Below are 19,425 nucleotides of genomic sequence, written 5' to 3'. Positions count from 1 at the left end.
TCGAAAATATCGTCACAGAATAATGAGGCGATCAATCCATCCGGCTTGAGCAATGGCGTTACAATATAGACGTCGTCGGATACTAGTCATGGAGAAATGGCTGAGTGGGTGATAAAGCAGCGGTGTATTCTCCCAAGGATGTGGAAATACCATTCGAAAAGCTGGGACTGCAAATTGGCGATCCATTGCATCTGGAGAGCATGGATCAGAGTGCGCGCTATCATGTGCGCTTGATTGGTTTTGCGCCAGGGCAGAGTGTGATGGTCACCGCGCCTGTTGTGGACGGCAAACAGTTGATTTTGAAAAAGGACCGGCCGTTCACTGTGCGTTCTGTGGCGAAAAACAAGGTGTGCGCCTTCACCAGTCAGGTTAAACACATGGCGCTACAGCCCTTCGCACACGTCCACTTGGAATATCCCAAGGAGCTTCTGGCGCTGCAAGTGCGCAATGCGGAGCGCCTGAAGGTCGAGATTCCCACTCAGGTCAACAGCGATTTCGACAGTGGCCTGGGGGACTGGCCTAAAGAGGCGGTGATTACCGACATCAGCAAAACAGGAGCAGGGATGAAGTCCGTCGCCAAGCTGGGCGACGCCGGAGAAGAGGTGATTCTGCGCTTCGCGCTTACGGTGGCGGATATTACCAAGACATTCAACGTCAACGGCATCATTCGCAATCGCACGATTATGGATCAGGATGATGCGCCTTTCAGATATCTCTACGGGGTGCAGTTTACTGGGTTGTCTGATGCGGCGAAGATCGTGATCAGCGGTTTTGTGCATGAACTGCAGCTGTCCAAGTAATCAACGGCAATAATATTGAAACGAGAAAGCCCGGCTCAGACGCCGGGCTTTTTTGATGGGGCTGGGACTTTCCTGGGCTCTCAGCGGTTAGCGACAAGAGCGGCGATACGCTCATCCAGGGGAGGATGGCTCGAAAACAGCGCTTTAAAGCCCTGTTTGACTCCCTCTGTAATGCCGAAAGCGGTCAGCGTGTCCGGCATTTCGTTCGGCATCTGAGTTTCTGCCTTCAGACGTTGTAGCGCGGCGATCATGGCTCCAGAACCCGCCAGTTTGGCGCCCATTGCGTCGGCGCGGAACTCGCGTTTGCGGGAGAACCACATGACAATAATGGAGGCGAGGATGCCCAGCACGATTTCGGCGAAAATAGTGGTGATGAAAAAGCCGATGCCATGACCGTTTTCATTTTTGAAAACAGCCTTGTCCACGACATTGCCGATGATGCGTGCAAAGAACATGACGAAGGTGTTGATGACGCCTTGTATCAGCGCCAGGGTGACCATGTCTCCATTCGCAACGTGACCGATTTCGTGAGCCAGCACGGCCCGTATTTCATCTTTACTGAAGCGACGCAGCAGCCCTTCGCTTACCGCCACCAGCGCATCGTTTTTATTCCAGCCTGTGGCGAAGGCGTTGGATTGCTGGGCGGGGAAAATGCCCACTTCCGGCATCTTGATGCCGGCTTCGCTGGAAAGCTCTCTTACCGTATCCAGTAGCCAGCGCTCCACCGCGTCCCGAGGTTGCTCGATCACTTGCGTGCGGGTGGACATCTTCGCTATCCATTTGGACAGGAAGAGAGAGATCATGGCGCCGCTCATGCCAAATACAGCGCAGAAAATCAAAAGCGAGGTGAGATTCAGTCCGCTGCCCTGCAGATAGGGTTCAACCCCCAAAAGCCGCAACGTCACGCTCGCTACAAGCACTACAGCAATGTTGGTTGCCAGAAACAGTAGAATCCTGAACATAGTCGCCTCAAACTAAAGGGATAAACCTAATGGAAAAATATGTTTCAGGTGGGGGAAAATCAATAAATCAGGGATTAAAGATTATTAACCGATCAGGGCGCAGGAGGATGCGCCCTATTTTGAGGTTAAACTCTAAACGTAGCCAAGTGTAAGTGGGTGATGTTTCTCATTTGGCCATCGCCGTCATTGCTACCTACATGGTATATTCGCTTGGTTTCGAAGTCCGAAGTGACGGTTTCTGCGTTGGCTGATTTTAAAGACTTTACTAATTCCTCGTGAGGAATTTTCTCATTAACCTTATTGCTGAATATCCATAGATTTATTGCTCCATGAATACCTAACAAGGTCGCAGCTTGTTGGATCGCCTGTGATACGCCTTTATAAAGGTGCTTGTTAGCTCTAACCAGAGCTTGCATTTCCATTTTGTTTTCACCCTCAGCATTGAGGTTTTTTACGTATATATCGCCAAACAGGTCACTTGCTTGGGCGTTGTAATAGTGCATGCCGATCCTGACTGCTATGCTTAAGTCCTGAGGCTTTGTCGCGTCAACTTCAAATACCCATATTTCGTCATCTATTTCGAATGCTTGCTTTGATGGGAAAGGGTTGTCATAGAGGTAAATTACCAACATTGGGTTGACGGAGTGTTTAGCTCTCCAAACGTCGAAGTGATCTAATGTGGTTCTTAATACGTATTCACGTGATACTTTATTAACACCAAGCACAACGGATGCATTAACTTTTTAATCGGTGTTTCCTTCGGCTATAGTCATCGCTCCCTTGCGACTAAGCATCTTATTCGCTCCCTAGTGCTATTAAAACTTCTGAAGATAACCCGCATGCGTAAAATACTTTGCTTTGTTCTTGCGCTTTCTTAATAGAGCGCTCTACTCCATTGGGGTCTTCGCTATCTAGGCCATAGTCATTTGCGTTGTGCTTAATACACTTCCAAATATCCAATAGTTGCATATGATTGTCTCTCAGATATTCGTGAAGCCTCGCCAAGGCCTCTTGCAGGTCTTTCCCAGGGGCGACTGCGATACCTACTGCATAGTTTGAACCATCCATGTTCATGGGGGTGTTAGGGCTTAATGACGCCTTGTGATGAATAAGCCAGATATCTTCAGTATTCATTTGATGTCTCCAATGTGTAAGCTAAGTGTGCAGTTTATTGTTGGGGGTCTATCCTGTCACTCGATTTTTTGCCAGCTATTTATTTGAATTATAAAGCTTGAAACGACATGTTTTTCAGAAATCGTTTGTGTGTGTTAGTTTGGTTCGTAGAGTTATGTTAGAGGTGGTTGTTTTTCGGATATTCTCGTATAAAGCCGCTTCGGACACTCGGAGTGTTTGTCTTTATTTGAAAACAAGTTTTTCTCTTTGTTTTTAGTCGTTATTTCATCATATTTCACTTTAGTGAATCAGGTATTCTCATTGTTTGTTTAAAGCATTATGTCGTATCACTGAGTATTTCGGGTTGGGATGAGTGACTGCATTGAGGTGTTTGCTTTCAATGACCTCAGCCCTTGTTCGTGGCGCTAATAAGTGGATTGGGGTTTGAATAGGGAGTGGAAGGAGCGTGACGGTTTCGATTTTTCTGGATGATGCAGGCAAGGAGTTGGAGAAGCGGGCCGCGGGGAAAAGGGTCGCTTTGGTGTTTCATTTGAAAATAAAGCGCAGCGAGGATTATCTGAGTTGGCTGCGAGAGAGTGTGAGTCAGTGTGGTGGTGAGCTGTTGTTTCGCGTGCAGGCGGACCCGGTCGCCAGGGAAGGGATGTGGCTGGATGAAATTCTGATTGATGAGTTTCCCTCGCCCAAGGCTGCTTTGAGCTTTATGGCGACTCATGGCGAAGCTTTGCGAAGGCATTGTGAGTCGTGGGCCGTGCTGGCGGTGGTTCCTGAATCGCCTTGGCTGTTTCGGATGGTGAGATGGATGTCTAGGCTGATTCAGGTGTTTAAAGGCGTTCGTGATACGGGGACGCCTGCTGCCGGGTGGGCGGCTGAAAATACGGCGATTTGGCCTGACCAAGCTCAAATGGCTGTCGCTCGAAGTCAAAGCCTGGATGATCCTTTGTTCGTCTACAATCTGAATAAATACAAAGCGGTAGCGGAGTATCAGGGAGAAGCGGAGTCCGAGCCTTCCGTTAGCGGTAAGGAAGCCTATGATCGCTACGCTAAATTGGCCGGATTTGAACTGATGCGACGAGGCGCGTTTCCCGTATATGGCGGAACGCCGGTTTGTTTGCTGGCGGGAGAACCGGACTGCATGCTGCAGGATAACTGGGATAAATTTATTTTTGTGCGTTATCCCCAGAGAAGGAATCTACTGGCTACGATAGAAGGCGATGCCTTCGGTGAGAGCCAGAAGTATCGCAATGCAGGGCTGGCGCGAGTGGCGATATTTATGGCCAGTTCGGTTGGCTCTGGCTGATTCTATTTCATGGCGGACGGATTCTCGGACTCCACCCGTTGCGCCAACCAGGCTTGAAACGCCTCCATCGCTGGGGTGGGCGACCGGGACTTCAGTCGCGTCAACCAGTATCCGCCTTCGGAAATGAAGCAGGAAAACGGCTGTTGAATGGTCCCGGAGGCGAGATGGCGGGCGAACATCAGTGGTGGCGCCAAAGCCACGCCCACACCTTGCAATGCCGCTTCCATCATGGCGATGGACGAGTCGAAAACAATGCCCTTTATCAGGTTGGCCGGTTGCGCCATGCCGGCGGCGGCGAACCAGTTGCTCCATTCGTTGGCGCGATAGGATCGCAACAGCGTGTGCCCGCTCAAATCTTCCGGCGTGCGCAACGTTTCCGCCAGGGCGGGGATGCACAGAGGCGTTAACGGCGCTTCGAAAAGCGGTGCGGCGTCGACGCCATGCCAGGCGCCATCTCCAAATCGGATGGCGTAATCCAGGCCTTCTGCAGCAATATCCACGCGATTGTTATTGGTCGACAGGCGTATCTCGACAAAGGGGTGCTTTTGCTGAAAGTCCGCTAGGCGCGGCAGTAACCATCCCAGTGCAAATGTCCCCACCACTCCCAGTGACAGCACCTCGCGAACTTGCCCGCCTTCCAGTCGGGACAGCGCTTCGGACATGCGGTCGAACGCCTGGTTAACGGTAGGCAGCAGGGCTTCGCCTTCCGGCGTGATCATCAGTCCACGGGGCAGCCGCCTGAACAACTTCACATTAAGTCGTTCTTCCAGCACCTTGACCTGATGGCTGACTGCGGCCTGAGTAACGCAGAGTTCGATGGCGGCCTGAGTAAAGCTCAGATGCCGCGCCGCTGCTTCGAAAGCTCTGATGGCGTTAAGAGGAAGGTGAGGTCTGGCCATGGATGCCCAAATTTAATTTATGTCTAATGCAAAAATTGGTCGTTTGTTATCGCATCTTTTGAATCATAAGCTATCCAACCCTAAGCGTTAAGGGCTTCGTCGCTGGTTTGGTATAAATATAATTTGTGCTCTATAAGCCAAACCCTTAGCTGGCGGTTATTGGGCCAACGCTTAGTCACTTCATTCAATATGACGAGTTATCTTGGAGATACTTATGAGTTTTAGGGTGACGCGTCGTCGTTTGACGGCGTTACTGGGATCAGCGTGCGTAGGCGGTTTATTGTTCTTTTCTGGCCTCAGCGCAGCGGCGGATAGGTCCGTTCAGTTGGAGAAGGTCTTCGCTAAGCTGGAAGATCGACTGGACGCCCGTATGGGGGTAATGGTGCTGGATACACAGACTGGCCGGACCTGGGAGCAGCGCGCACAGGAGCGTTTTCCACTGTGTAGTACTTTTAAGGTGTTGGCCTGTGCAGCCCTATTGGCGAAAGTGGACGCCGGCGAGGAAAATCTGGCGCGGCGCGTGCAGATTGAAGCACGGGATATTGTCACCTACTCTCCCGTCACCAAAGACCGTATCGGCGAAGAAGGGATGACGCTGGGAGAGCTGTGTCAGGCGGCGATGACCAAAAGCGATAATACGGCGGCCAATCTGGTTCTGGAGGCTGTTGGCGGCCCTTCCAGGTTGACGGAATATTTACGTGGGCTGGGAGATGAAACCACCCGTCTGGATCGCTGGGAAACTGAATTGAACGAGGCGACGCCGGGCGATCTGCGCGATACGACCTCGCCAGCGGCGATGGCGTCCACGTTGCAAAAGCTTTTTTTGAACTCGCCGCTATCGTCGGCGTCCCGTCAGCAACTGACGGCCTGGTTTCTCGCGAACGAAACTGGCGACGCCAAGTTGCGCGCAGGTCTGCCGCAAGGCTGGCGCATCGGCGATCGTACTGGCGGCGGCGCCTATGGTTCCACCAATGATGTGGCGGTGATATGGCCTCAAGGGCGCGAACCTTTGATCGTGACCGTGTATATCACGGAGACAGAAGCGGCTTTCGAAGATCGCAACAAAGCGATTGCCGATGTTGGTCGCGCGGTAGGGGCGGCGTTTCAGCCCTGAGGCCTGAATCGTTAAGACGAGCACCTAAAAACAAGGGTAAACCTGGTTTACCCTTGGTGTGCTTGAGTATGTTTGGCGGGCTCAGCGGAGACAGAGCGTAAGCTCTATCAATGCTGCGCTGGCGTAAACAGGACGCACTGCATGAGTTCCGCCAATTGTGTGGAGGTGGCTTTATGCAGCGCCTTCTTGATGAGCTGGATATTGCTCATGGCGGTATTGGGCGTGGCGTCGCCGCTTTCCTCCAGGGCGCTGATGAAGCGCTGCAGGGTTGGTGAGACTGCCTGATTGACGGCCAGGCTGTTGAGCTTCAAAAATGCCGGCTGGGTCAGCACCGCCTGATCAATCGCTTCCTGTCGGATCGTGTCCACAAAGCGAATCAGCCCCTCTTCCGACAACCAGATCATGGCCGCGAAACAGGCCTGGTGTCGCACGCTGTGCAGCCCGAACTCATCCGGCGTGTCCGCCCCGGATATATCCTCCACAAAGACAGCGTTTTTGCGGGGGAAGGAGTTGTAGAGCTGAATCAGGACTTTGGCTGCGTCCTTGTAGAACTCTTCTATGTGTATTTCTGGCACGATTCAATTCTCGGTTGGTTCGCTGTTTCTCTGCTAAGGCGGACGCATACCGAGTGCGTCCGCCTCAAGGACGACGAATTACTGCTCGTAGCCCTGCAGGAAGTGACTGATACGGCCGACTGCGCCCTCCAGTTCATCCACCCTTGGCAGGAACACCAGACGGAAATGCTGAGTGTCCGGTTGATTGAAGGCGGACCCTTGAACGATCAGGATGCGTTCCTGGCGCAGCAGATCCAGCACCATCTTCTCATCATTGTGGATGGTCAAAACCTTGGGATCAATTTTGGGGAAAAGATACATCGCCCCACGAGGCTTGACGCAACTGACGCCGGGAATCTGAGAGATCAGATTGTAGGCGATGTCGCGCTGTTCCCGTAGGCGTCCACCCGGCGCCACCAGGTCATTAATGCTCTGGTAGCCGCCCAGAGCGGTTTGAATGCCAAGTTGCGCCGGCACATTAGAGCATAGACGCATGGAGCTGAGCATGGTCAGGCCTTCAATGTAGTCATGAGCGCGTAATTTGGCGCCGCTGACGATCAGCCAGCCGGCGCGATATCCCGCCGCCCGATAGTTCTTGGACAGGCCGTTGAAGGTCAGGAACAACAGATCATCCGCCAGGGAAGCGATGCAGGTGTGCTCCGCTTCGTCATAAAGAATCTTGTCGTAAATCTCGTCCGCCAGAACGATCAGGCGATGGCGGCGCGCCAGCTCCACGATTTGCTGTAGCAACTCCCGTGAATAGACGGCGCCGGTGGGGTTGTTGGGGTTAATAATGACGATCGCCTTGGTGCGCTCGGTAATCTTGCTCTCGATATCCGCAATATCCGGGAACCAGTCCGATTGCTCATCGCAGCGGTAATGCACGGCGCGGCCACTGGACAAAGTGACGGCGGCGGTCCACAGGGGGTAATCCGGCGCTGGGATCAATACTTCGTCATTGGTGTTCAGCAACGCCTGCATCGCCATGACGATCAGTTCGCTGACGCCGTTGCCAAGATAAATGTCCTCAATGTCCACGTTGGCGATGCCGCACTGTTGGGTGTAATGCTGCACCGCCTTGCGCGCGGCGAACAGGCCTTTAGAATCCGCATAGCCCTGCGCGTGACTGAGATTATAAATAACGTCTTGCTGGATCTCTTCAGGAACATCAAACCCGAATGGGGCGGGGTTGCCGATGTTGAGTTTCAGGATTCGGTGGCCTTCTTCTTCCAGGTGTTTTGCTTCCTGGAGCACCTGTCCGCGAATTTCATAACAGACGTGGAGCAACTTATTTGATTTCTTTATTTCATGCATACTTAAACCGCTGCCGGGAACTGGCCTATAAGAAACATATATAGAACATAAAAGGGGGCTGCGTATTATTCAATTGATGTCCCCATAATTACAAGCGGGATGCGGAAAGTCGCATGTTTCCCGCCTGGGTCGACGCAGAGCGGCGGAACCATTCGTCAACGCCTGCGTCAAACAGTTGCAACATCGTTCAAGCGAGCAGAGAGTATTTGAGTCGGAGGTCTTATGGATAAAGTAAAGAAAAGCGACCAGGAGTGGCGTCAGCAATTAACGGATGAGCAGTATCGGGTGACCAGAGGGAAGGGGACTGAGCGTCCTTTCACGGGCGAGTACTATGACACTAAAGATGAAGGGGTGTATGTGTGTGTCTGCTGTGGCGAGCCACTGTTTGCATCGGATAATAAATACGATTCCGGCTGTGGCTGGCCGAGCTTCTGGGCCCCGATGGATAAAGAAAAAATCACGGAAGAAAAGGATTTGAGTCATATGATGGTGCGCACGGAAATCCTGTGCAGCAAATGCGATGCGCACCTGGGACATGTCTTTGAGGATGGCCCGCAACCTACCGGGCAGCGCTACTGTGTGAACTCCGCCTCGCTGCGCTTTCATTCCGCTGACGGCGACGCCAAACAAGAAGACGAATAACCGGCGCTCCGCGTCTCAGGAGAATTATCGTGAAATTTGCAGATCGGCTGGCGGCGGTGCGGGATCGTTTCGGCTCCGACGACGCCATGCGCGCCGCGTTGTCTGTGGCGGCGAGCGCGGAAGAGCTGGCGCAACAGTCCGACGCTTATTATCTTTCCAACATCAGTCGGCGGATATTTCGCGCGGGACTGAAACACAGCTTTGTCGATTCCCGCTGGCCAGCCTTTGAAGAAGCGTTTTTCAGCTTTGAGCCGGAAAAGGCGGAATTATTGTCGGAGTCGGATCTTGATGAGCGTATGAAAGATGCGCGCCTCATTCGGCATTGGGGCAAGATGTGTTCGATTCCATATAACGCCGCAATGGTGAGGGAAGTTTCCCTCGCCCATGACGGCTTTGGGCGTTTTCTGGCGCAGTGGCCGGAAACGGATATTGTGGGATTGTGGCGTTATCTCGCCAAGCAGGGCAAGCAAATGGGCGGGCAATCGGGAGCCCGCTTCTTGCGCATGGTTGGCAAAGACACCTTTTTGCTGACGGATGATGTGGTCGCCGCCCTGAAAGCGATGGGCGTAGTGGAGAAAATTCCGACTTCGCAGAAGCAATTACAGCACACTCAGACGTTTTTCAATGAGATGGCGCATACCTACTCATTGCAGCTCTGCCAGCTGAGTCAGATCCTGGCCTACAGTGTTGGCTAGGCGTCAGAAAAAGGAGCAGGGTGCGCAGCGATAGCCGCCTGGAGGTTGTCCGGCGGCGATGTTTTGTGACCCTGGACGCAAAAGATTTCAGGAGAGATTGAAAATATATATTGTGCACAATATTATTTTTTGAAATATAAAGGAGGAGCATATGAGCGTTTACGACTATCAGGTAGAAGACATCAAGGGCGCCAAGCGGGACATGTCCGAGTTCAAGGGCAAGGTTCTGCTGATTGTTAATACAGCCAGCAAATGCGGCTTTACGCCTCAGTTTTCCGGGCTGGAGTCTTTGTATGAGAAATACAAAGATCAGGGCCTGGAAGTGTTGGGCTTCCCCTGTAACCAGTTCATGCAACAGGACCCAGGCGAGAATGCTGAGATTGCGGAATTCTGTCAGCTTAATTACGGCGTCAGCTTCCCCATGTTCGCCAAGGTCGACGTCAACGGCGATAGCGCGCACCCGCTTTACAAGTTTCTGAAAAGCCAATCCAAGGGGCTTCTGGGAACGGAGGCGATTAAATGGAACTTTACCAAATTCCTGGTGGACAAGAATGGTAAAGTCCTTGAGCGCTTTCCGCCCACCGCTACCCCAGAGAAGCTGGAAAAGCCGATCAAGGAACTGCTGACGTGACCCTCCCTGCTTGTCAGGAGGAGAGGGAAGACCAGTTATTGGCGCTGGATAACCAGATTTGTTTTCTGCTGTACTCCTGCTCTCGCAGCATGACGTCTCTCTACCGTCCTTTGCTCAATGAGCTGGGGCTGACTTACCCCCAGTATCTGGCCATGCTTGTGCTATGGGAAGCGGACAAGTCCGGCGAGGCGATGAGCATCAAGCATATTTGCGAACGCCTGCTGCTGGATACCGGTACGGTGACGCCCCTACTGAAGCGGTTGCAGCAGCAGGGGTTGATTACCCGCCAGCGCTCAGCGAAAGATGAGCGCAGCGTTATGCTGGGGTTGACTGACGCGGGAAGGGAGCTTAAGGGGCGAGCGGCGAAGGTGCCGATGCAACTGCTGTGCAAGGCGAATGTGGCGATTGAGGAGCTTGAACGCTTGAAAGGCGATTTACGCGGTTTTCTGGACCGCATTCAACAATTGAGTTGAAGCGCGCTCAAGCGAATTTGCTGCTGGCGGCCGCTGCGACAGGGTCTTCCAGCCACTTCGCCAGCATTTGAGTGAGCGCTTTTTTCTCGTAGGGCTTGGTGAGGTAGTCATTCATACCACAGCTGAGACAGCGTTCTTTGTCGCCCTGCATGACGTTGGCGGTGACGGCGATGATGGGCAGCGCATCATATTTGGAATTCTGACGAATCAGTCGCGTGGCCTCGTAGCCATCCATGACCGGCATGTGGCAGTCCATCAATATGATGTCGTAATGGTCGTTGCCTACCAGATCCAAAGCATCTTGTCCGTTGTTGGCGATGCTGACCTCGTAACCCAGTTTGCGCAATATGGTTTTCGCCACCAATTGATTAACCTGATTGTCTTCCACCAGTAACACATGTTTCTTGCCGACCGGCGCCTCAGGTAAATCCGTCCCTTCTGTAATCACAGAAGTTCCGCCCGGGTTGGCGGCTTTGTATAAGGTGTCGTAGAGTCTGTCGCGACTGACTGGCGCGCTGATCATCTGCTCAATGCGCATGATTTTGAAAGCGTTGTTGTCTGAAGGGATATTCTGACGCGCGACCAGAATCATGTGCACATTTTCAATGTCCTGGTGCTCCACCAGCAGTGGAGACAGGGAGCGAGAGTCAAATAATATAATGGTGTTGGGCTCGAAGCGCTGCTCTTTCAGGTTGATATCCTGAGGGTGTTCATAGGGATAGGCTTCGCAGGGCAGTTTCCAGTTTTGCAGTTCGGCGCTGATGCACTCAAAGGTACGGTTCTCAGTCTGATGCAGAAGCGCAAAGCGATGTTTAAACAGGCTTTCGTCCACTTTTGGGCTGGGCGTGTTGTGGTCCGCCAAGAGGGGAAGGGTGACCATGAACGTGCTGCCGTGACTCCTCTCCGAAATCACCTCGATCTTGCCGCCCATATGAGTCACCAGTTGCCGGCATAGCGTCAGACCAAGGCCGGTGCCCCCGTATTTGCGGGTAATATCGGCGTCTCCCTGGGAAAATGGGGAAAAAATAGATTCAAGCCGGTCGGCTTCTATGCCGATGCCAGTGTCGGATACCCGGATTTCCACACTCTGATTTTTCAGAATGCTCAGGCTGACGGTCACGCTGCCTGTTTCCGTGAATTTGATGGCGTTGCCGGTCAGGTTGCTGACGATCTGTCGAATGCGCGTAGGATCGCCATAAACCCGCTCTGGGAAGGTGGGATCGATATTGGTGTACAACGCCACGTTCTTGGCGTGTGCGTTCTGCGCTAACAGGCGGGACACGTCTTCGACTGTTTTACGAAGATCAAAGGCGATGTTTTCCAGAGTGAGCTTGCCAGCTTCTACCTTGGATATATCCAGGATGTCATTGAGCAACTCCAGCAAGGCGACGCCGGAGCTATAGGCGACATTAAGCTGTTCCTTCTGCTTTTCGGACAACGGCTCCTCCAGCGTCAGGCTGATCATGCCGAGCACGCCGTTGAAAGGAGTGCGGATTTCATGGCTCATATTGGCGAGGAAGTCCGCCCGGGCTTTAGCGCGGCTGACCGCCTCTTCCTTGGCGACGCGGAGGTCGTGGTTACTCTTGATGAGCTGCTTGTTCTTCTCGGATAGTTCCTTGGTGCGGCTGTCTACAATCTGTTCCAACTGCTCCGAATAGGTCTTCAGGCGCGACTCCGCTTTCTTCAGCTTGTTGAGGTTTTCGTCGATGGCCTGCAGTTGGTTGTTGGTGGAGTTGACCAGCACGCCGATTTCATCCATCTCATGTCCTTTGGGCACCGGTAGGCGGATCTTCTCGGGTGTTTCCGGATCGACTTCACTGACTGCGGAAATCACTTTCACCAATGGCTGAGTCAGCATGATATAGAACAGAATCAGCAGCACGGCGGAGAGAATCAGACTGCGTAGAAAGCCTGACACCAGGGTGAATGCGGCTCGTTTAAGAAATTCTGCGCCGCTGGGATAGGTGTCCACGACCACATTCAGGTCGCCCAGGACAAAATCGTTCAGCTGTGGTACGAATAGTGTCTCAGTATAGGTGCGGCTGGGCTGGAACAGCAGGTCGCTGAGCCAGCGGTAAGCGGATGTCTGTGGTTCGCGCTCCTTACTGGCCAGCAACCGGTTGTCCGTATCGATAATTTCAGCATGAATAATCGACGGATGCTCAAGCAGCCCGTCCAGCAGTTCCGCGGCGAGTCTGGCGTCTATGTTGTAGGCGATTTGTGAGGCTGGCGCATGGCTGATGGCGACGACGGCGCGAATCTCCGCGTCCAGGGAGTTCTTTTCATTGAGGAAGTCGATGATGACCTGGATAAGGCTTAACACCATGCCCAGCAGTAAGGCGACGGCGACGGTATTGCGCGCCAGCCGAAAAGAAAGTCGGTTGTTGATGCTAATTTTCAAGGGTTATTCCCATGAACATCATGCGAGCGACGGAGACAGGCGAAACTGTCCGGCTCTCCGCCGGTCAGGAAAGCATAAGCGCTGTCCAGGCCGTCCGCTCTAATCATAAGACTGCTTTTTCTTCCACTTTTCTTCTTCTGTCATCATCTGGTCCAATTGCGCGCTCAGCCTGTCGCTCCCTTCTGCAACCGCCTCAGATTTAGTCTGCGCCGCTTCAGTGGCAAGTTTTTCCAGTTCTTTGATGCGTTGACGATAAATAAGCATGCTTTTTTGCGCAAGGGGATTCTTCTCTATTTTGCCCAAAGCCTCGATGGCGTCATGGTAATGGTGGATGGCGACGCGAACACGGTTAGTGGCTTGAGCGTGTTTTGCTTTATTGACGTGGGAATCCGCCAGGGAACGAACTATCAGGAATTGTGTGTTGAGGAGGTGTTTTACGCCGGTTTTCTTTTCTATGCGTCCTTTTTTAATCTGTGTCTCAATAAACTTATAAAGTCCTTTGAGCAGTTTGCGGACTTCTTGCATTACGGCTTGGTTCTGCAGGTCGAGTTGGGGGAAGTCGGCCTGACTTACTATGTTCTCCTTTATTTCCTCCCACTCTTCGGCCTGACTTTCAAAGTCGCCCCGATGACCCATATTGGCGAGCTCTTTGATGGTCGCCTGGGCGCGCGCGACTACCAGCAGACGGATGTCCTTGGGAGCGTATTGCGGCGGCAACCCTGTGGCTAACGCTTTGAGCAGGCGTAAACGATCGAGCAAAGCATTGAGCTGACGTTGCCGGGCGTCCTTCGCCTTTTCGCGCCACTGTCCCAAGTAAATCAGAAGCAACACCAAAATAATGACGCCGCCTATTATGGCGGTAATATTCGTTGCGGACATCTTGGTCGTATATTTTCTATATAAATTTAGAACTTACGGAAAGTATAGATGAAACTGGGAAAGTCTACGGGTTTCTGCAAAAAAATGTCTGTAAGTGAGGTGTGCGGGAGTGGCTTTATGCCGGTAAGGACTTGGGGGTTACAAAAAGCTGTAAAACTCCCTGGGTTTGAGGAAGGTCGGACCAGCGTTCTATGTCGAAGCGCACTTGAGCGACGCCACAGGTGGGCAAGTTAGCGATTCGACAGTCGGAAATAGCGTTCAGCAGATCTGTAAAACCGGGATTGTGTCCAATAATTGTGAGATTGACTTGCGTTTGCTGTTTGATCAGAGCCAGGAGTGTGGTGTAATCCGCCTCGTAAATTTTGGCGTTCTCCAGCACTACATTTAGTAGTACCGGGTTGTCTTGGCTCAGTAATTGCAGAGTTTGCCGGGTTCTGCGTGAAGGACTCAGCAGGCATATATCGGTGGAGAAATTCATTTTCTTCAAAAAGCCGCCGACTCTGGGCGCGTCCCGCAATCCTCGCTTTCCCAGCGGCCTTTCCACATCAGGCAGTTGCGGATTTTCCCAAGAGGATTTTGCGTGACGGATCAAGGTCAGGGTATGCATGAGGGGCTGCCGGAATTTGCGCGAACTCGTATTTATAACGTGAAAATTATTCTGCCATCAATTAATTCTGACGTGCGTCAACATTGTGCGTCGATGGAGAATTGTAATAGCATCCGCACTGTAATGATAAAAAGATCGTTCAGTCCTAGATCTACCAAGGATAATTATATGAAAAAAACTATAATTGCTGCTTGTATGGGGTTAACTTTGGTTCAGCCGGCGATCGCCGCGGACTTCAAACCGGCCGTTGTTTACGATAAAGCCGGCAAGTTCGACAAATCATTCAATGAAGCGGTTTTTCGAGGAGCGGAAAAGTTTAAAAAGGACACCGGCGTTGAAGTGAAAGAGGTGGAGCCTACTAACGAGGCTCAGGTTGAACAGGGTCTTGAGAAGCTGGCCCGTCGCGGCTCCAGCCCGATTGTAGCGGTTGGCTTCAGTCAGGCGAATGCGGTGTCTGCAGTATCCGCTAAATATCCGGACGTTCAGTTCACATTGATCGACATGGTGGTGGAGAATCCTAACGTTCACTCCATCGTGTTCAAAGAGCATGAAGGCTCATTTCTGGTCGGCGCATTGGCGGCGATGAAGTCCGCAACCGGTCAAGTCGGTTTTATCGGCGGCATGGACATTCCTTTGATTCGTAAGTTTGGCTGCGGTTTTGAGCAGGGCGCCAAGTACCAAAATCCGAAAGCGGAAGTTTTCACCAACATGATCGGCTCCACCGGCGCGGCGTTCAATAACCCGGGCAAAGCGGCGGAACTCGCCAAGAGCCAGTTTGACAGCGGCGCGGACGTTATCTTCGCAGCGGCTGGCAGCAGCGGCAGCGGCGTATATCAGGCAGCCAAAGACATGGGCAAATACGCTATTGGCGTAGACAGCAACCAGAACCATCTGCATCCAGGCACCATGCTGACCTCCATGGTCAAGCGCGTTGACGTTGCGGCGTACAGCAACTGGATGGCGGCCAAAGACGGCAAGTGGGAACCGGGCGTTCAGGCATTGGGATTGGCGGAAAACGGCGTTGATTGGGCGCTGGACGAGCACAACCGCGCGCTGGTGACCAAGGAAATGGAAGAGAAGGTCAATCAGATCAAGGCGGATATCATTTCCGGCAAGATCAAAGTGCACGACTACATGTCTGACAACAGCTGCAAATACTAATTAGCGGGTTGTGAATTTAACGACGGCCTTATAAGCGCCGCCACGTAAGAATATCGCCGGGCTTGAAGGGCCCGAAGCCGGGTTTTTAGACACCCCGGGACAAGTTTTTTCTTGCCCGGGTCTGTCATTTATCTTGACTACTTGGTCAGAAAAATGAGAAAAAACCCTGCGCGGGTGCTTAAGCCCGGCGGATTTCCGAGTAAACTAACAACCGATAAACCAATTCGGGATTTCCCATTTCCATGACTAGTAACGCATTGCAGCTTGAGAGTATCAGCAAGCGGTTCGGCGCTGTATTGGCTAATTCAGACGTTAGCCTTGCTGTCGAACAGGGAACTATACACGGCGTCATTGGTGAAAACGGCGCCGGTAAGTCGACCCTGATGAGCATACTCTACGGCTTTTACCAGGCGGACAGCGGTTCCATCAAAGTTTTCGGCAAGGAAGCAAAAATCCACGATTCCCAGGACGCCATCGACGTCGGCATCGGTATGGTGCATCAGCACTTCATGCTGGTGGATACCTTCACTGTACTGGAGAACATTACTCTGGGTTGCGAAGGCAGTATGCTGCTGAGCAAGGGCCAGGCGCAGGCGCGCGAGGCGTTGAGTAAACTGTCCCGGGAATACAATCTTAAAGTTGACCCTGACGCTTTGGTTGGCGAGTTACCGGTCGGCGTACAGCAACGGGTGGAAATCCTGAAGGCGCTGTACAAAGGCGCAAGAATTCTGATTCTGGACGAACCTACTGGCGTTCTCACGCCGCAGGAAACCGATGACCTGTTCAAGATTCTACTGTCGCTGAAAGAGCAGGGCGTTACTGTCCTTCTGATCACACACAAGCTGAAAGAAATCATGCACGTGACGGATAATGTGTCCGTTATGCGCCAAGGTAAAATGGTGGCCCATCGTCGTACTGCGGACACCAACCCTGAAGAACTTGCGGAGCTGATGGTCGGACGCAAGGTCGTTCTGCAGCTGGAAAAGCCCGCCACCGAAGCTGGCTCCAGGGCCCTTTCCGTATCCAACCTGACCGTGCGCGATGCGCAAGGCATTGAGCGAGTTAAAGGGGTTTCCTTTGAAGTCGCCGCCGGTGAAATTGTCGGTATCGCAGGGGTATCCGGCAACGGGCAGACGGAGTTGATGGAAGCGCTGGCGGGTATGGTCTCGCCGGAATCCGGGGAAATTCGTTACGGCGACCTGTTGATTTCCGCTGACCATAAAGTCTGTCCATCGGACATGCGTAAAACCGGTGTGGCCCACGTTCCCGAAGATCGCCATCGGGTTGGTTTGGTGACTTCCTTCAGCGCCAGTGAAAACGCCATTCTGGGCTATCATCGCAGCGCCGCCTGGAATAGTAAGGGCATATTAAGCGGCGCAACCGTCGGTAAACATTGCGCAGAACTGATGTCCGACTTCGATGTACGCCCCCAGGACCCCACTCTCAAATGCGCCAATTTCTCTGGCGGCAACCAGCAAAAACTCATACTCGCCCGCGAACTTGATCAGACGCCGAAGGTGCTGTTGGTTGGCCAGCCAACTCGCGGCGTGGACATTGGCGCTATTGAGTTTATTCATCAGCGTCTGCTGGATATGCGTAACCGCGGCGGCGCCATTCTATTGGTTTCCGTGGAGCTGGATGAGATTCTCTCTCTGAGCGACCGCATTATCGTCATGTGCGATGGCCGCGTCACTGGAGAGTTAGCCGCTTCAGAAGCGGATGAATGTACGCTGGGGCTGATGATGTCGTCGTCCCGGGATATCAACGCCAGCGAAGAGAAAGAATAATGAAAGGTCTGGATCGTAATTTGCCCACTTGGGTCAATGTCGGCTTATTGCCGCTATTGAACGTCGTTACCGCTCTGTTGGTATCCGCCGTGGTGTTCTGGCTGATTGACGTTAACCCGCTGGAAGCGGCTGAAATCCTGTTGTACGGCGCCTTTGGCTATCAGGAAGGCATTGGCTTTACGCTGTACTACACCACTAACTTCATCTTCACTGGACTGGCCGTGGCGATTGCGTTCCACGTAGGGCTGTTCAATATCGGCGGCGAAGGGCAAGCCTATATAGGCGGCCTTGGCGTCGGTCTGCTGTGTCTGGCGTTAGACGCCTCCGTGCCTGGGCCAGTGTTGCTGTTGCTGAGTGCAATGTCCGCCGCTCTGTTCGGCGCAGCCTGGGCGTTTATTCCAGGCTGGCTGCAGGCCTACCGCGGCAGTCATATTGTTATCACCACGATCATGTTCAACTTCCTGGCGTCATCGTTAATGGTGTACCTGATGGTGAACATACTGCGCGAACCCGGGCAGATGGCGCCGCAAAGCCGCGCCCTGGCGGAAACAGCCTGGCTGCCTTATATGCACGACTTATTCGCGGCGATTGGCGTTGATTTTGAGCGTTCACCGCTGAACATTTCTCTCTTCCTGGCGCTGTTATGCGCGCTTGGAGCCTGGGTGTTCGTTTGGAAAACCAAGTGGGGCTATGAAATCCGGACTGTGGGCAGCAACCAGCAGGCAGCGGTGTATGCAGGCATCAAACCCGCCCGCGTCATGTTGTTGGCCATGGCCATCTCAGGCGCTCTGGCGGGGTTCGTAGGCGTGAACGAAATCAATGGCGTACAGCATCGCCTATTGCTGGATTTCCACTATGGATACGGCTTTGCCGGGATTGCAGTGGCGTTGATGGGGCGTAACCACCCCATCGGCATCGTACTGGCGGCGTTGCTGTTTGGCGCGCTGTATCAGGGGGGCGCTGAGCTGGCTTTCGAGATGTCGAACGTGAACCGGGACATTGTCGTGGTGATGCAGGGTCTGGTTATTTTGTTCTGTGGCGCATTGGAGTTTTTGTATAAGCCCTTGATCGCCAATATGTTCAAGGAGAAAACAGCATGATCGATACCTTGATACTGACTCTGGACGCCACCATGCGAGTGTCCACGCCATTGATTTTCGCCGCTCTTGCCGGGATGTTTTCGGAGCGCTCTGGCGTTGTCGACATCAGCCTGGAAGGGAAAATGCTGGCGGCGGCCTTTAGCGCGGCGGCAGTAGCTTTTCTGACCAACTCCGCCTGGCTTGGCCTGGGCGCGGCCATCATGGTGTCAGTGAGTCTGGCGATGCTGCACGGCATTGCTTGCGTTACTTTCCGCGGCAATCAGGTCGTGAGCGGCGTGGCGATCAATATTCTGGCGGCCGGCTTGACCATGACTTTGGGGTTGAGCTGGTTTAAGCAAGGCGGACAGACGCCGCAGCTGACAGACGCTGCGCGTTTCTCCACCATCGACTTTCCCGGCGCTGAAATGATGCGCGAAGCGCCAGTGATCGGCGGGATCTACTCGGAAATGCTTAGCGGCCACAATATCTTTGTCTATCTGGCCTTCCTGGCTGTGCCGTTTACATGGTGGCTGCTGTTCCGCACCCGCTTCGGGCTGCGTTTGAGAGCGGTAGGCGAAAACCCCAAGGCGGTGGACACTGCAGGGATTTCCGTACATCGCATGCGTTATGCAGCGCTGTTGTGCGCGGGCATCCTATGTGGATTCGCAGGCGCTTATATCTCTTCCGCCCAGAATGCGCAGTTCGTGCGTGACATGACTGCAGGTCAGGGCTTTATCGCATTGGCGGCGTTGATTTTTGGTAAATGGCGTCCGCTTCCCGTATTGGGCGCCTGCCTGTTGTTTGGATTCCTTGATGCAGTAGCCGTGCGGCTGCAAGGTGTGGAAATCCCAGGACTGGGCAAAGCGCCAATACAGCTGATTGAGGCGTTGCCCTATATTCTTACTGTTGTTTTGCTGGCTGGCTTCTTTGGCAAAGCGGTTGCCCCTAAGGCGATCGGCTTGCCCTATGTGAAAGAACGCTAAGACGTAAAAACTG

20 protein-coding genes are annotated in these 19,425 nt (G+C 53.0%); 11 read left to right on the top strand and 9 right to left on the bottom strand.

Annotated features, from left to right (window positions below; genetic code table 11):
* Window positions 1-104: 104 nt before the first annotated feature.
* Entirely contained in the window at window positions 105-800 is a 696-nt protein-coding gene (locus AC2IBB_RS22765) for a flagellar brake protein (RefSeq protein ID WP_486329026.1), read from the top strand.
* Between the two features lie 80 nt (window positions 801-880).
* On the opposite strand, the gene htpX is transcribed toward AC2IBB_RS22765, so the two are convergent.
* The 3 genes from htpX to AC2IBB_RS22750 form a co-directional block, all read right to left on the bottom strand.
* Window positions 881-1,762 (bottom strand): protease HtpX, encoded by an 882-nt coding sequence (gene htpX, locus AC2IBB_RS22760; protein ID WP_486329025.1) that lies wholly within the window; start codon window positions 1,760-1,762, stop codon window positions 881-883.
* 125 nt (window positions 1,763-1,887) lie between these two features.
* Window positions 1,888-2,487 carry a hypothetical protein gene (locus AC2IBB_RS22755; RefSeq protein ID WP_486329024.1) on the bottom strand — a complete coding sequence of 200 codons (600 nt, stop codon included), beginning with the start codon at window positions 2,485-2,487 and terminating at the stop codon, window positions 1,888-1,890.
* A 70-nt stretch (window positions 2,488-2,557) separates the two neighbouring features.
* Entirely contained in the window at window positions 2,558-2,896 is a 339-nt protein-coding gene (locus AC2IBB_RS22750; protein ID WP_486329023.1) for a hypothetical protein, read from the bottom strand.
* Between the two features lie 445 nt (window positions 2,897-3,341).
* Here AC2IBB_RS22750 and AC2IBB_RS22745 point away from each other — a divergent pair, with 445 nt between their 5' ends.
* Complete coding sequence (locus AC2IBB_RS22745) at window positions 3,342-4,193, top strand: Dimeric alpha-beta barrel (RefSeq protein ID WP_486329022.1); 852 nt, start codon at window positions 3,342-3,344, stop codon at window positions 4,191-4,193.
* Between the two features lie 2 nt (window positions 4,194-4,195).
* Here the strand turns inward: AC2IBB_RS22745 and AC2IBB_RS22740 are convergent, their stop codons facing one another.
* Window positions 4,196-5,092 (bottom strand): LysR family transcriptional regulator, encoded by an 897-nt coding sequence (locus AC2IBB_RS22740; protein ID WP_486329021.1) that lies wholly within the window; start codon window positions 5,090-5,092, stop codon window positions 4,196-4,198.
* A 226-nt stretch (window positions 5,093-5,318) separates the two neighbouring features.
* Between AC2IBB_RS22740 and bla the strand changes: the two genes are divergently transcribed.
* Window positions 5,319-6,206, top strand: a complete 888-nt coding sequence (bla, locus tag AC2IBB_RS22735) for a class A beta-lactamase (protein ID WP_486333991.1) — start codon at window positions 5,319-5,321, stop codon at window positions 6,204-6,206.
* 107 nt (window positions 6,207-6,313) lie between these two features.
* On the opposite strand, the gene AC2IBB_RS22730 is transcribed toward bla, so the two are convergent.
* Window positions 6,314-6,781, bottom strand: coding sequence for a hypothetical protein (locus tag AC2IBB_RS22730; protein WP_486329020.1), 468 nt, complete (start codon window positions 6,779-6,781; stop codon window positions 6,314-6,316).
* 78 nt (window positions 6,782-6,859) lie between these two features.
* Window positions 6,860-8,074: a pyridoxal phosphate-dependent aminotransferase gene (locus AC2IBB_RS22725; protein WP_486329019.1), complete on the bottom strand. Its 1,215-nt coding sequence runs from the start codon at window positions 8,072-8,074 to the stop codon at window positions 6,860-6,862.
* 222 nt (window positions 8,075-8,296) lie between these two features.
* Between AC2IBB_RS22725 and msrB the strand changes: the two genes are divergently transcribed.
* The 4 genes from msrB (at window position 8,297) to AC2IBB_RS22705 (ending at window position 10,515) form a co-directional block, all read left to right on the top strand.
* Window positions 8,297-8,716: a peptide-methionine (R)-S-oxide reductase MsrB gene (gene msrB / locus AC2IBB_RS22720; RefSeq protein ID WP_486329018.1), complete on the top strand. Its 420-nt coding sequence runs from the start codon at window positions 8,297-8,299 to the stop codon at window positions 8,714-8,716.
* Between the two features lie 29 nt (window positions 8,717-8,745).
* Window positions 8,746-9,411: a DNA-3-methyladenine glycosylase I gene (locus tag AC2IBB_RS22715; protein ID WP_486329017.1), complete on the top strand. Its 666-nt coding sequence runs from the start codon at window positions 8,746-8,748 to the stop codon at window positions 9,409-9,411.
* Window positions 9,412-9,562: 151 nt separating this feature from the next.
* The gene (locus tag AC2IBB_RS22710) at window positions 9,563-10,042 is read left to right on the top strand and encodes a glutathione peroxidase (RefSeq protein ID WP_486329016.1); all 480 of its coding nucleotides are present in this window, start codon (window positions 9,563-9,565) and stop codon (window positions 10,040-10,042) included.
* A complete protein-coding gene (locus tag AC2IBB_RS22705; RefSeq protein ID WP_486329015.1) occupies window positions 10,039-10,515 on the top strand; it encodes a MarR family winged helix-turn-helix transcriptional regulator in 477 nt (158 codons plus the stop codon). Before AC2IBB_RS22710 ends, AC2IBB_RS22705 begins: the two co-directional genes overlap by 4 nt.
* Before the next feature lie 7 nt (window positions 10,516-10,522).
* Here the strand turns inward: AC2IBB_RS22705 and AC2IBB_RS22700 are convergent, their stop codons facing one another.
* The 3 genes from AC2IBB_RS22700 to AC2IBB_RS22690 all read right to left on the bottom strand — a co-directional run bounded on the left by AC2IBB_RS22700 (window position 10,523) and on the right by AC2IBB_RS22690 (window position 14,402).
* Entirely contained in the window at window positions 10,523-12,916 is a 2,394-nt protein-coding gene (locus tag AC2IBB_RS22700; protein ID WP_486329014.1) for an ATP-binding protein, read from the bottom strand.
* Between the two features lie 99 nt (window positions 12,917-13,015).
* A complete protein-coding gene (locus AC2IBB_RS22695; protein WP_486329013.1) occupies window positions 13,016-13,795 on the bottom strand; it encodes a hypothetical protein in 780 nt (259 codons plus the stop codon).
* Window positions 13,796-13,910: 115 nt separating this feature from the next.
* Window positions 13,911-14,402, bottom strand: coding sequence for a SixA phosphatase family protein (locus AC2IBB_RS22690; RefSeq protein WP_486329012.1), 492 nt, complete (start codon window positions 14,400-14,402; stop codon window positions 13,911-13,913).
* Between the two features lie 168 nt (window positions 14,403-14,570).
* Between AC2IBB_RS22690 and AC2IBB_RS22685 the strand changes: the two genes are divergently transcribed.
* From AC2IBB_RS22685 to AC2IBB_RS22670, 4 genes are all read left to right on the top strand, one after another.
* A complete protein-coding gene (locus AC2IBB_RS22685; protein WP_486329011.1) occupies window positions 14,571-15,563 on the top strand; it encodes a BMP family lipoprotein in 993 nt (330 codons plus the stop codon).
* A 242-nt stretch (window positions 15,564-15,805) separates the two neighbouring features.
* A complete protein-coding gene (locus tag AC2IBB_RS22680) occupies window positions 15,806-17,350 on the top strand; it encodes an ABC transporter ATP-binding protein (protein ID WP_486329010.1) in 1,545 nt (514 codons plus the stop codon).
* Window positions 17,350-18,450 (top strand): ABC transporter permease, encoded by a 1,101-nt coding sequence (locus tag AC2IBB_RS22675; protein ID WP_486329009.1) that lies wholly within the window; start codon window positions 17,350-17,352, stop codon window positions 18,448-18,450. The genes AC2IBB_RS22680 and AC2IBB_RS22675 overlap by 1 nt, the downstream gene beginning before the upstream one ends.
* Window positions 18,447-19,412 carry an ABC transporter permease gene (locus AC2IBB_RS22670; protein WP_486329008.1) on the top strand — a complete coding sequence of 322 codons (966 nt, stop codon included), beginning with the start codon at window positions 18,447-18,449 and terminating at the stop codon, window positions 19,410-19,412. Before AC2IBB_RS22675 ends, AC2IBB_RS22670 begins: the two co-directional genes overlap by 4 nt.
* Window positions 19,413-19,425 lie beyond the last annotated feature (13 nt).

The sequence above is a fragment of the Hahella sp. NS-SX17 genome (assembly GCF_057367735.1).
Note: the sequence above shows the minus strand (reverse complement) of the source record. Positions and strands in the feature narration are given on the sequence as shown.

What these genes read in the sequence shown, in the direction of transcription:
- AC2IBB_RS22695 (WP_486329013.1), bottom strand. Translation starts at nt 13,795, where the DNA reads ATGTCCGCAACGAATATTACCGCCATAATAGGCGGCGTCATTATTTTG.
- AC2IBB_RS22675 (WP_486329009.1), top strand. Translation starts at nt 17,350, where the DNA reads ATGAAAGGTCTGGATCGTAATTTGCCCACTTGGGTCAATGTCGGCTTA.
- AC2IBB_RS22710 (WP_486329016.1), top strand. Translation starts at nt 9,563, where the DNA reads ATGAGCGTTTACGACTATCAGGTAGAAGACATCAAGGGCGCCAAGCGG.
- AC2IBB_RS22680 (WP_486329010.1), top strand. Translation starts at nt 15,806, where the DNA reads ATGACTAGTAACGCATTGCAGCTTGAGAGTATCAGCAAGCGGTTCGGC.
- AC2IBB_RS22685 (WP_486329011.1), top strand. Translation starts at nt 14,571, where the DNA reads ATGAAAAAAACTATAATTGCTGCTTGTATGGGGTTAACTTTGGTTCAG.
- AC2IBB_RS22740 (WP_486329021.1), bottom strand. Translation starts at nt 5,092, where the DNA reads ATGGCCAGACCTCACCTTCCTCTTAACGCCATCAGAGCTTTCGAAGCA.
- htpX (WP_486329025.1), bottom strand. Translation starts at nt 1,762, where the DNA reads ATGTTCAGGATTCTACTGTTTCTGGCAACCAACATTGCTGTAGTGCTT.
- AC2IBB_RS22750 (WP_486329023.1), bottom strand. Translation starts at nt 2,896, where the DNA reads ATGAATACTGAAGATATCTGGCTTATTCATCACAAGGCGTCATTAAGC.
- msrB (WP_486329018.1), top strand. Translation starts at nt 8,297, where the DNA reads ATGGATAAAGTAAAGAAAAGCGACCAGGAGTGGCGTCAGCAATTAACG.
- AC2IBB_RS22670 (WP_486329008.1), top strand. Translation starts at nt 18,447, where the DNA reads ATGATCGATACCTTGATACTGACTCTGGACGCCACCATGCGAGTGTCC.
- AC2IBB_RS22725 (WP_486329019.1), bottom strand. Translation starts at nt 8,074, where the DNA reads ATGCATGAAATAAAGAAATCAAATAAGTTGCTCCACGTCTGTTATGAA.
- AC2IBB_RS22690 (WP_486329012.1), bottom strand. Translation starts at nt 14,402, where the DNA reads ATGCATACCCTGACCTTGATCCGTCACGCAAAATCCTCTTGGGAAAAT.